The 11,900-nt window shown below is 66.2% G+C and carries 10 protein-coding genes and 1 pseudogene; 8 read left to right on the top strand and 3 right to left on the bottom strand.

What is annotated here, in order from left to right:
* Window positions 1-132 precede the first annotated feature (132 nt).
* Window positions 133-918, bottom strand: coding sequence for an enoyl-CoA hydratase (locus GGR88_RS14960; protein ID WP_167956464.1), 786 nt, complete (start codon window positions 916-918; stop codon window positions 133-135).
* Entirely contained in the window at window positions 918-1,643 is a 726-nt protein-coding gene (gene mmsB, locus GGR88_RS14955; protein WP_342449823.1) for a 3-hydroxyisobutyrate dehydrogenase, read from the bottom strand. The genes GGR88_RS14960 and mmsB overlap by 1 nt, the downstream gene beginning before the upstream one ends.
* Here mmsB and GGR88_RS14950 point away from each other — a divergent pair.
* The 8 genes and pseudogenes from GGR88_RS14950 (at window position 1,630) to GGR88_RS15115 (ending at window position 10,877) form a co-directional block, all read left to right on the top strand.
* Window positions 1,630-2,214, top strand: a complete 585-nt coding sequence (locus tag GGR88_RS14950) for an SDR family oxidoreductase (RefSeq protein ID WP_245197307.1) — start codon at window positions 1,630-1,632, stop codon at window positions 2,212-2,214. The two genes, mmsB and GGR88_RS14950, sit on opposite strands and share 14 nt — an antisense overlap.
* A 751-nt stretch (window positions 2,215-2,965) precedes the next feature.
* The gene (locus GGR88_RS14945) at window positions 2,966-3,526 is read left to right on the top strand and encodes a TetR/AcrR family transcriptional regulator (protein WP_167956462.1); all 561 of its coding nucleotides are present in this window, start codon (window positions 2,966-2,968) and stop codon (window positions 3,524-3,526) included.
* Window positions 3,523-5,211 carry an MFS transporter gene (locus GGR88_RS14940; RefSeq protein ID WP_167956460.1) on the top strand — a complete coding sequence of 563 codons (1,689 nt, stop codon included), beginning with the start codon at window positions 3,523-3,525 and terminating at the stop codon, window positions 5,209-5,211. Before GGR88_RS14945 ends, GGR88_RS14940 begins: the two co-directional genes overlap by 4 nt.
* 30 nt (window positions 5,212-5,241) lie before the next feature.
* Entirely contained in the window at window positions 5,242-6,396 is a 1,155-nt protein-coding gene (locus GGR88_RS14935; RefSeq protein WP_167956458.1) for an HlyD family secretion protein, read from the top strand.
* Window positions 6,393-7,778, top strand: coding sequence for an efflux transporter outer membrane subunit (locus GGR88_RS14930; protein ID WP_167956456.1), 1,386 nt, complete (start codon window positions 6,393-6,395; stop codon window positions 7,776-7,778). Before GGR88_RS14935 ends, GGR88_RS14930 begins: the two co-directional genes overlap by 4 nt.
* A 160-nt stretch (window positions 7,779-7,938) precedes the next feature.
* The gene (locus GGR88_RS14925; RefSeq protein ID WP_167956454.1) at window positions 7,939-9,108 is read left to right on the top strand and encodes a patatin-like phospholipase family protein; all 1,170 of its coding nucleotides are present in this window, start codon (window positions 7,939-7,941) and stop codon (window positions 9,106-9,108) included.
* Between the two features lie 271 nt (window positions 9,109-9,379).
* Window positions 9,380-10,074: pseudogene (locus GGR88_RS14920) on the top strand (IS5 family transposase).
* A 215-nt stretch (window positions 10,075-10,289) separates the two neighbouring features.
* Entirely contained in the window at window positions 10,290-10,877 is a 588-nt protein-coding gene (locus GGR88_RS15115) for a hypothetical protein (RefSeq protein ID WP_209023477.1), read from the top strand.
* A 462-nt stretch (window positions 10,878-11,339) separates the two neighbouring features.
* On the opposite strand, the gene GGR88_RS14910 is transcribed toward GGR88_RS15115, so the two are convergent.
* Entirely contained in the window at window positions 11,340-11,744 is a 405-nt protein-coding gene (locus GGR88_RS14910; RefSeq protein WP_167956452.1) for a hypothetical protein, read from the bottom strand.
* Between the last annotated feature and the right edge of the window lie 156 nt (window positions 11,745-11,900).

Raw genomic sequence — 11,900 nt, 5'->3', positions numbered from 1 at the left:
ATCGACCGCGCCTTCGAAACTCGTGCCCAACGCTCAAAATCAACCAACAACGGACATTGCGGCTTTAGCCTGCAGAACCGCTGGGGGGCGCTACAAGACGGCGCCCGATCCGTTATCTTGCCAATGCCAGGGCTACCGCCCCTTGAAGTCGGGCTTCCGCTTTTCGACGAAGGCGGACATACCCTCCTTCTGATCCTCGAAGGCGAACAGGCTGTGGAACAGGCGGCGCTCGAACCGCACGCCTTCGGTCAGCGTCGTCTCCAGGGCGACGTTGACCATTTCCTTGTTCATCATCACCGCCAGCGGGCTCTGCGACGCGATCTTCGCCGCCGCCGCCCGCGCCTCGTCCAGCAGGGCGTCGCCGGCCACCACGCGGCTGACCAGACCGGCGCGCTCGGCCTCGGCCGCATCCATCATCCGCGCAGTCAGGATCATGTCCATGGCCTTGGACTTGCCCACCAGCCGCGTCAGCCGCTGCGAGCCGCCGATGCCGGGCGCCACGCCCAGGTTGATCTCGGGCTGACCAAACCTGGCCGTGTCCGACGCGATGATGAAGTCGCACAGCATGGCCAGTTCGCACCCGCCGCCCAGCGCATAACCCGACACCGCCGCGATGATCGGCTTCCTGAACCGGGTGATCCGGTCGTGACCCAGGGCGAAGAAGTTGCCCTTGAACATGTCGGCATAGGACTGGTCCGCCATCTCCTTGATGTCGGCCCCGGCGGCGAACGCCTTGGCCGATCCGGTCAGGATCAGGCAGCGCACGCTATCGTCGCCTTCGACAGCATCCAGAAACGCCGCCAGCTCCCCGAACAGGGTGGAGTTCAGCGCATTCAGCGCCTCGGGCCGGTTCAGCGTGACGACCGCGTATGCGTCGGCATGCCGTTCGATCAGCAGGGTCGAATAGTCGTCGGCCATCACTTGGTCTCCAGCGTCGAAAGTTGACCGCGCAGCATCTGCAGCATGGCCGAGAAATCGCGTCCGCCATGACCCAGCCCGTCGAACAGGGCGTACATCGCCTCGGCCTGCGCGCCCAGCGGGGTCGAGGCGCCCGATTTCGCCGCCGCATCCTGCGCCAGCTTCAGATCTTTCAGCATCATTGCCGTGGCGAACCCGCCCTGATAGTCGCGGTTCGACGGCGCCGTCGGCACCGGGCCGGGCCAGGGGTAATAGCTGCTGACGCTCCAGCACTGGCCCGACGACTTGGACGCGATCTCGAAGAACCGCTCGGGGTCCAGGCCCAGCTTTTCGGCCAGGGCGATGGCCTCGCATGTGCCCAGCATCGAAATGCCCAGCAGCATGTTGTTGCAGATCTTGGCCGCCTGCCCCGCCCCGTGATCGCCGGCGCGAATGGTGATCCGGCTCATCGGCGCAAGCGCCGCCTCGACCCGCGCGAAGTCGCCCTCGTCGCAGCCGACCATGAAGGCCAGCGTGCCCGCATCCGCCGCCGCCGTCCCGCCCGACACCGGTGCGTCGGCGAAGGCGTATCCGGCCGCCTTGGCCAGACCGGCGACCTTGCGCGCCGTCTCCACGTCGATGGTCGAACAATCCAGCAGCAGGGCCGACGACGGCGCCGCGCCGATGATCTGTTCCGAATAGACCTTCAGCACATGCGGTCCGGCCGGCAGCATGGTGATCACCACCTCCGCATCCTTGACCGCCTCGGCGACCGACCCGACCGGCGCCGAACTCGGAATCATCGACATCCTGATGTGCTCCACCGTTCCGCCGATCGTCCCGGATCTGCTGTTTCGAACCGACATAGGCTCCATACCTGAAACGATCGCCGCCTTGACGGCGCCCCCGATGCTGATGACCGCCGCCGTCCTCGCCGGCATGCGCGACCAGCGCAGCGGGGTGATCATCAATGTGGCGTCCGACGCCGGCAAGACCGCCACGCCGGGCGAGTCTATCATCGGCGCCGCCATGGCCGCGATCATCATGTTCAGCCGCACCGTAGCGATGGAGGCCAAGCGCGATGGGATCCGGGTCAATGTGCTGACTCCCTCCCTGATTGCAGGCACAGAGACCTCGGCTCGCGTGCTGAAGGAGGGTTTCAGCGCCAAACTGTTCGCCAAGGCCGCGTCCATGGCGAGCCTAGGCGTCGCGGACCCTGCCGATCTGGCCGCCCTTGCGGTGTTCCTCGCCAGTCCCGCGGCGCGCCGGTTGACGGGTCAGGCAATAAGCGTCAACGGCGGCATCTCGGCCGCTTGACATGCTGGAGATCCTCCCCGCGTAGCGCTGGCTATAGCTTATTCTGCGCGCGGGTGGGTTGAGGCCACCCGGCGTCCTCGGCGCCTGCTGCAGCGCGCTGCAACGGCTCTTCCGATGATCGTGCCTGGACCAGTTCGTCAACCTCCGCGCGGCCCAGCCAATCAGGAAAGATGGCCAACCGGAACTGCTGCCAGGACGGAGCGCGATCAGGAAAGACACCATGCAAGAGTTGAACGCGCTGCGATTAATCATGCGCTTCGGGGCTGTCGGGTCGATAGTACTAGCCGCTTTTTTGGCCGATCTGGCCGCCACAGTCCTGGCATGGCCCGGCCTGGGCTGGGGCGGGCTGGCGGTCGGCCTGATGGTGCCCCCCCTCGCCTGACTAGCTTTAAAAAGCTGTGTCGAACTCGCCCCGGTCGCGCCGTGGTTTCGGCCAGCAGCCTCGTGCGAATAAGCCGGGCAACCGACGGGAGATCCGGACTTCTGCGCCGCCGTCATGTCCTCACTTTGGTCCAAGGATTTCGGGCTCGGAGACCGCCTCTTGCAGGGACCATCGCTTGAGCCGCCGCCGAAGGCCCCGGCGGACCTGAGGTGTAGCCGGCGCGGAATCGGCCAAGGGCGACGTTCTGACGTTCAAAACACCGGCATCCGCTTCCAAACCGCCTAGCCACGCCTAGACCCCTTGTCGATATCTCCCGGGAGCGTAAATGCGGCGCTTGACAAAACGGACGCTATTGTCCACTTGCGACCCATGTCAGGTCTTCGCAAAGAACGCAGTGATGTCGCCCGCCATCGGGAGGCCATTCTGGATGCGGCGTCACACGTGTTCGCCGAGCAGGGCGTGCATGTTTCGCTGGACGCCGTTGTGGAAGCGGCCGGCGTAGGCCGGGCGACATTGTATCGGCACTTTCCCGACCGCGCCGCGCTTCTGCTGGCGCTGTTCGAGCGGGAGATGGCGGCCGTCAGCCGGGCCAGCATCGATGTTCAGCCCGGTCAGGCTCTGTTCTCCATGATCGCGCAATCGGGCCGCGCGGCGCGTGAGGCCCCGGCCCTGGCGGACGCCTGGCGCGCCGTCGCCGCCGACCATCCGCAGTTGCAGGCGCGCCAGCGAGAGTTCGTCAGGCTTTTCGAGGCTCCGCTCGCGGCCGCCCTGAGCGAGGGCGCTGTGCGGCCCGACCTGACAATCAACGATGTGCTGGCCGTGATACGAATGGTGATAGCAGCCAGCCGCCAGGAAAATACGGAGGAAGACCAGACAGCGAGCCGCGTGCTCGATCTGGTCCTCAAGGGCATCCTGAGGCGCGATCAATGACCGGAGCCCGGCGCCAGCTCGGCCAGGTCATCGGCGAGGTTCCCGACTGGAAACCTCACGAACGGCCGATGATGCCCGGCTCCCCATCCACCCCAGATTTTTCCAATCCGGTCCGGCTGGGCTACGGCCTCGTCGCCCTGTTGCTCGGGCTCACGGGCGGTCTCGGCACCGCTCTTGTCGCGGTGAACCTGCCCGCGATCCAGGGGGAACTCGGACTCGATCCCGTGCAGGGAGCCTGGCTGAGCACCGTCTATGTGATGTTCAACGTCTCGATGAATCTGCTGGTCATAAAATATCGTCAGCAGTTCGGCCTGACCTCATTCGTGATGGTCTTCCTGTCCATCTACGCCCTCGCCGCCTTCGCCCATCTGGCGACTGACAGCTTCACCGGAGCCCTGGCCGTCCGCGCGCTCAGCGGCGTGGCCGGCGCAGCTCTCGGTGTTCTGGCGGTATTCTACATGCTGCAGGCGTTTCCGGCCAAGCTGCGCCTGCCGGCTCTGATCCTCGGGATCGGCGTGTCGCAACTGGGAATGCCCCTGGCGCGGATCATCTCGCCTGACCTCCTCGATCTCGGGAACTGGCATGGCCTCTATGTCCTCGAGGCGGGTCTCGCCCTCTCCTGCCTCGCGGCGGTACTCATCCTTCGGCTCCCTCCGGGCGTTCGTATCCACGCGTTCGAAAGAAGGGATTTTTTCAGCTTCGTCCTGCTGTCGGGCGGCCTGGGACTGATCGTCGCCGTGGCGGGCCTGGGCCGGGTGGAATGGTGGTTCGAGGCGCCCTGGCTGGGCTGGGCGCTTGCGCTCGCGGTTATTCTGATCGCCGGCGGCGCCGCCTTCGAACACCACCGCGCCGACCCCCTGGTGGACACCCGCTGGCTCTTCACCGGGAGCTTTTTCAGGTTCGCGGTATCGATCCTGCTGGTTCGGGTGCTCCTCAGCGAACAGACGTTTGGCTCCACAGGCCTGCTGCAGACGGTGGGCATGGGAGCCGAGCAGCTGCGCCATCTGTATGGCGTCGTTCTGATGGCGACGGTCTCCGGTGTTCTGGTGAGCGCCTTTTCGCTCCTCATATCGCCCAAGCTGGTCATCATCCAGGTGCTGCTGTCGCTGATCCTGATCGCTGTCGGCGCCTTCATGGATGCGGGGGCCACCGCCCAGACCCATCCCGTCAATCTTTATGTCAGCCAGGCCCTGTTGGGATTCGCCGGCGCCATGTTCATGGGCGCGGCCGTGATCATCGGCGTCGGACAACTTCTGGCGCGAGGCTTTGGCTCCGTCGTTACCTTCGCCGTCATGTTCGGCGTCACCCAAGTGCTGGGCGGGGTCCTGGGAGCCGCCGCGCTTTCAACATTTCAGGTGATGCGCGCCCAGCATCATGGCGCCTATCTCTCCGAAGCCATCGTCGGCTCTGACCCGCAGGCCGCAGCCCTGCTCCAGACCTACGGCGGCGCCTTCGCCTCCACGGTGGCCGATCGCAGTGCGGCTTCGCTCAATGGCGTCAGCACCCTCGCCCAGCAGGTCACACAGCAGGCCAACATCCTGGCGTTCAACGACGTCTTTTTCGTGATTGGGGTGGCGGCTGTGCTGCAGCTCATCGTCTCTCTCGCGCTGATCGTACGCCAGGCCATCAAGGCCAAGACCAACCCTCAACCTGCGGGCGACGTCGCCGGCGCCGTCGCCATCTGACGCCAAACTTTTTCGAAGAATTGTGCCCCCATGACCAAAGATGACCCCAAGGACGCGCAACCGGCGCATGCCCGGCAGCCCGAGGACGAAGGCCCGCCCACAGCGGCCACGCCGGTCGGGGAGTCCGCGTCCCCCGGCAAGCGAAAGCCCCCTGTCGCCGCCATAGTTACGGGCATTCTGGCTGTCGCCGCAGTTCTGCTGATCCTGTTCGCCTGGAAGCTGCCGCCGTTCACGTCGTCGATCGAGCGGACCGAGAACGCCAACGTCCGGGGTCAGATCACCGTGATTTCGCCCCAGCTCAACGGTTACATCGCAGAGGTTCTGGTGGCGGATTTCCAGCCTGTGGCCGCAGGAACGCCGCTGTTTCGCATCGACGACCGGATCTATCGGCAACGTCTGGAGCAGGCTCGGGCCACATTGGTAGCGCGCGAGGCGGATCTGGCCAATTCGGCCCAGACCGGGGCCTCGCGCAGGGCGACGGTAGGCGCGCGCGACGCTGATATCGCTTCCGCCGAAGCCCAGTTGACCCGGGCTCGAGCCGACATGGTCAGGGTCGCTGACCTCGCGGCCGACGGCTCGGTATCCTTGCGCGAACGCGATCAGGCCGAATCGACTCTGAAATCCGCCCAGGCGGCCGTGCGCCAGGCCCAGGCGGGTCGCGAGGTCGCGCTGCAGGACGAACGGTCTGTCGGGGTGTCGCGTCACGGCCTCGTTGCGGCCGTCGAGGGTGCGAAGGCTGCCGTGCGCCTGGCCGAGATCGATCTGGCCAATACCGTTATCACGGCGCCCGAAGCTGGCCGTGTCGGCCAGGTGGGGGCCCGCCGCGGCCAGTATGTGACGGCCGGAACTCAGCTCGTCTCTCTTGTCCCACCTCAGCTTTGGGTGATCGCGAACTTCAAGGAACGGCAGGCTGGACGGATGGTCGAGGGTCAGGCGGCGACCGTCACCATCGACGCCCTGGGCGACAAGCAATTCCGCGGCAGGATCCAGCAGATTTCTCCCGCGACCGGTTCTGAATTCGCCGTGCTCCCGGCGCAGAATGCGACCGGCAACTTCACCAAGGTGGCGCAGCGACTCCCGGTCCGGATCGCTCTGGATCCAGGACAGGAGGGGCTCCAGCGCCTGCGCCCCGGCATGTCGGTCGTCACCCGCGTGGACACGGCCAGCGCCGGGGACACGCAATGATGCGCGGCCTCCTGATCGTCGGCGCGTCGGCCCTGGTGATGTCCGGATGCGCCACGGCGGGGCCGACGCAAGCACCCGTCGAGGCCGCCGTCGCCGCGCCAGAAAGCTGGCGCTCTGAAACCCAGGCAGGCTCTGCGGTCGAGGCGGGCTGGTGGAGCGCCTTTGGCGACGCCGCGCTCACCGCCGCGGTGGACGAGGCTCTGGCGCGCAACACCGATATCGCCGTCGCCGAGAGCCGGGTCCGCGAGGCCGAGGCTTTCGTCGCCCAGTCGCGCTCGGCCTTGTCGCCGTCGCTGACCGGCTCGGTCGCGGCCCAGGAGGCGCGTGAGTTGAACGCTTTCGGCCAGGCCGCCGAAGCCGCGCTCGCCCAACCCCAGCTCCAGGTCGCCTATGAGATTGACCTGTGGGGGCGCCTGCGCAGCGCCGACGCCGCCGCCCGCGCCTCCCTGCAGGCCAGCCGCTTCAGCCGCGACGCGGCGGCCCTGTCCGTAGCGGGTGCCACCGCGCGCGCCTATGTAGCCCTCGTGGCGCTGGACGCCCAGCTCGAGGTCGCCAGCCGCACCCTGGTTTCGCGCGAGGATGCGGTCACGCTGGCCCGGCGGCGAGCGGAGGCCGGCCAGACCTCGCGCCTGGAACGAACCCAGGCCGAAGCCGAATTTCAGGCCGCCGCGCAGCGGATCCCCGCCCTGGAACTGGCGATTCGCCGTCAGGAGAATGCTCTCAGGCTACTGACAGGCGCCCTCCCCGGCCCGATTGCGAGGGGCAGATTCGACGCTCTCATCGTGCCCGAACCGAAACCGGGACTGCCTTCGAGCCTGCTGGCCCGACGTCCCGATATCGCCCAGGCTGAATCCCAACTGGTCGCCGCTGACGCCAGCTTTGCGTCTTCGCGCGCCGCCCTGCTGCCCCAGGTGCGGCTGAGCGCTTCGCTGGCCGAACTGTTCGTCGAAGGGCTGGACCCCGTCACGATCTGGAGCGCGGGCGGCAGCGTCCTTGCGCCCCTGTTCGACGGCGGTCGCCTGACCGCCCAGGCCGACGCATCCGAAGCCCGGCGCGACCAGGCCGCCCTCGCCTATCGGCGGGTGGTCCTCGGAGCCTTTTCCGAGGTGGAGAACGCCATGGAGGGCGTGGACCGTCTCCAGGCCCAGGCGGACCGCGCCGAAGCGCAGCGCCTGGCGCTGAATGAGGCGGTCTTTCACGCCCGTAATCGCTATCGCGCCGGCTACACCTCCTATCTTGAGGAACTCGACGCGCAGCGGGGTCTGTTGACGGTTGAAACGGCGCTCATTCAACTGCGTGAGATGCAGATGACCAACGCCGTCGCCCTCTATCAGGCGTTGGGTGGCGGCTGGACCAACCCTGCGCCCCGGAACGTTCCATGACCATGGGCCTGCTTCCCAAGCCCCGCGGCAGACGGGTCGGTCGCGCCGGGACGTTGAGGATTCTCATGATCCCGCGGGGCCATGGTCGCCAGCGGGGGCCCGCATCCTGCGTGGCTTCCGACCCCGGCCGCCACGTCCCGCGTAGTGAAGGAGCGACGCCATGCCCATGATCCGGACCACGGTCTGTATTCTTTTCACTGCGACCCTGGCTCTCGCGGGGTGCGCGAGCGGAGCCCGCAGCGATTTCGGCCTGGGCTTTCGCGAAACAGCCATCCCTGTGGGTTTTCCGGGTGTCCGCTTTTCAGTCGAGGACGCGCTTGCGGCCGAAGTCATGGGGCTGCAGCTGAGCGAGGGCGCGCCTAACGGGGCGGATGGGCGGTTCGACCTGATCGCTCTCTCCGGCGGCGGCGCCGCGGGGGCCTATACGGCCGGTCTCGTTAACGGCTGGACCGAACGGGGCGACCGGCCTGACTTCGAAGTGGTGACGGGCGTTTCGACCGGCGCGCTCGCCGCTCCGTTCGTCTTTCTGGGTCCTGACCGGGATGCCGAGTTACGCGAAGCCTATACCGGGGGCCTGGCCGCGAATCTGCTCCAGGGACGAGGCCTCGGCGCGTTCGTCGGATCCGGCATTTATCAAAGCGCGCCCCTTCGCGCCCTGATCGAGACCTATGTCGATGCGGCCATGCTGACGGAGATCGCGGCCGAGCATCGCCGCGGGCGCGTCCTGCTGGTCGCGACCACCGATCTGGACGCCCAACGCGGCGTGGTCTGGAACATGGGCGCGATCGCGGAGCGTGGCGGCCCTGAAGCGCTGGCGCTGTTTCGCGACATTTTGACAGCGTCCGCCAGTATTCCGGGAGCCTTCCCGCCGGTGATGATAAAGGCCCGGGCCTCCGACGCCCTGGACTCACCGGCTTTCGAGGAGATGCACGTCGACGGCGGCGTCATGAATCCCTTTGTCGCCGTTCCGCAGATGATGTGGAACTGGACGGATCCGAACGGGGTCCTGCGTGGCGCCCGCATCCACATCATAGTCAACGGCAAGGCCGAGCCCGTCGTAAACGTCACGAGCGACGCCGTGGGCAGCGTGCTGGGACGAACGATCGACACGGCGCTCAAGGCCAACCTGCGCGCCAACCTGTTCGCCAACCGCACCTTCGCCGCGCGCAACGGCGTCAGCTTCTCGGTCACCACGATACCCGCGGAGTTCGACGGCGGCGACAGTCTCGACTTCAGCCCGGAAGCGATGCAGCGGGTATACGACCTGGGTCGGATGCGGGCCCTGTCCGGCCAGGCGTGGCGCACGGAACTCAATCTGGCTGCGGATTGACGACATTCGATCGGTTGAAGCGCTGAGGCGGCCGCCCGCTCGCCGCTTTCCGCCTGTTCGTTGCTGCGGCTGATCCGGTCGACCCGTTGTTTGGGCAAGACGTAACCTGTCCACACACGCGAGCGGCGCTGAAAGCCGACCGTTTAAAGCAGCCGCCCGCGCCCGTTTTCAGACGCCTGAGCAGCGCATCGACGCGGTGATCGGGGGGCGCGGATTCGTTCCACATAGCGGTGACGTCATGCAATATTTGGACGACGCGTAGTGGGCCCGTATCGAGCCGCTGCTGCCGGGAAAGTCGGATCCCGGTCGGACGGGGTCCGATAATCGGCTGTTCGTGAATGGAGTGCTATGGGTGCCGCGGTCCTGCGCTCATTGGCAGGACCTTCTCGAGCGCTACGGCAAGTGGGAGGCGGCGCACAAGCGCTTCAGCCGCTGGGCGGCGGCGGGGTTTGGGAGAAGATGTTCGACGATCTGATCAAGGATCGGGACAACCACTTGTGCGGGCTCACCAGCAGGCGACGACCGGCCGGGGCAGCGCCCGAAAAGGGCGCCTCGACCCGGCTGTAGGGCGTTTCAGAGGTGGACTGACGACCAAGATCCATGGCCTGTGACAGCCTTGGCCGGCCCGTCCGCTTCCTCATCGCAGCAGGTCAGAGCCACGACATCCTGGCCGTTCCGGCCCTGCTTGAACGCCATCGGCCCGCCGCCGTGTTCGCCGACCGCGTCTATGACGCCAACAGCCTTCGCCGTCCTGGACCAGATCGGAGCCGAGGCCGTCTCCCCCCGACCCGCTCACGAAAGGCCCCGATCGCGCACGATCCGCTGGTCTACAGGCTCCGTAATCGGGTCGAGCGCTGCTTCAACAAGCTCAAGCACTTCCGGTGCTTAGCGACCCGGTTCGACACGCTGGCGCACCACTACCTCGCCATCGTCCACATCGCCGCCTCCATGCTCTGGACGCGCTGAATGTCGATTCGCCCTAGCCCGGTATCACGAGATACAGGCCGTTACACACTGGCGCCCACCAGACATTCTTGCCCGTGGTCCTTGCGGCATAGTTTTGGCCCATCCGGAGGTCAGATATGCGCCCTTTCGTCCAAGCCCCCCGATCGCCGGCTATCGATCTGGTGTCCGCTCCCCCGACGCGTATGCAGACCAGAGCGGCGCGCGCGGTTTTCACTGTGATCAGCCCGATTCTTCTCGGCCTTTCGGCGGCCAGCTGCGCGACAGCGCCAGAGCCGGCTCCCGACCCGGTCAACTTTCTGCTTGTCCATGATGTGAACCGTGATGGCGTGCTGACCAAGCTTGCATTTGTCGATGACCGCGGTCGTCTGTTTGACCGGATCGATCGAAACGGCGATGGCTATCTCGACCGCAAAGACAGTTCCAAGCAGTCGGACCTCGCGGGTCTGGGCCGGTCGGGTCGGGGCGGCGGCGGAATGGGCGGCGCGATGGCAGGAATGGGCGGAGGTGGCGGCATGGGAGCCGGACCCGCAGGCGGAGGGGGGATGGCCGGAGGAGCGATGGCTGGCGCTGCGAGGGACCGGGTCGCTGCCCTACAGTCTCAAGCGGCTGCCGCCAGTTCCCGGGCCCGCAGGCTGGTCGCCGGACTGGACGCCGATGAGGACAAGCGCGTCAGTCGCAGGGAATTCACCGACGGCGTCGTCTATGTATTCGATGTCGTTGACGCCAATGCAGACGACCGGATTGATCCTCTGGAGGCCCAAGAATTCCGGGCCGAGATGGCGGCGGCCGCAGGAGAGCCCTAGGGCCTGTCTCGTGCGCAGACCTCCCATTGCCGATGCAGCATGTGCGGGGCGCCCATCGGGCTTTGATCAGACGCATAATATCTACGACGTCTATCTCGGCTTCTACTCAGATTCCGGCCTGTTCGGTGGTGCGTGGATTGTGGCGAGAGTGACCATCACGACTCGATGCTTGTTCCAGGTCGGCGTCCAACGGTGGAAGCCGAGGACCACTTAGCGGTGATGCCGGGTGGTCTGCCTGGACGGGGGCCTACAGATCTCGTGAGACCAGCTAGCTGCGTCCGCCCTAACGGAGATGCAATCTTCAAATCCAGTAGTCGGCAATGCATATCCGCTGGCCGTGCGTCCGACATGGCCAGCGGATACCTTGATCGGTCACAATGAAGAGCAAGAAAACGCGATGCGACGGAGTCTGAGTCTATTCGGTGCAGCGCTGCAATTTCGGCCCCGCAAACGGGTCGTTGGTCACTCGCACCGGCCGTAGCGATCTGGGCTGGCTCCTGGTCCGCCGACCGGTCCAGGAGGATTTTCCCAGTTCGTGCCCGGACCGTTTGCCGGTCCGGGCGGATTCCAATCCGAATCACGCCAACAGCTGTCGATCTGGTTCCACCATCCATAGACAGGATGATAGTAGCCGTATGTCGGATTGAAATAGTAGCCATAGGGGCGCACGACGAAGACGTATCGCTGTCCATTCAGACGATAGATGCGGTCCGGCGATGCGCCAGGCCCCCCGATCGGTCCGCGCGGGTTTTCCCAGTTCGTACCTGCGCCGCCGCGCCTTCCCGGCGGATTGTGGTCCTGCGCGAAAACCGGGGCCGCCACGGCGGTCACGGCGAGCGCGGCGATGAGCGTTGATTGCAGTTTCATACATCGTCTCCTTGGTTGAGGGCGGGTCCGGGGACGCCGCCATGACTTCAGCCCGGTTCGATCTTGCCGCGCCGTGGCGTGAAATGGGGTGCCGACGTGAATCGAGATGTAACGTCGGCCCTGGGCCTCCTATCTCGGCACAAGTCCCGGCGGGCC

The organism is Sphingomonas jejuensis (genome assembly GCF_011927695.1).
Taxonomy (GTDB): Bacteria; Pseudomonadota; Alphaproteobacteria; order Sphingomonadales; family Sphingomonadaceae; genus Sphingomonas_K; species Sphingomonas_K jejuensis.
Note: the sequence above shows the minus strand (reverse complement) of the source record. Positions and strands in the feature narration are given on the sequence as shown.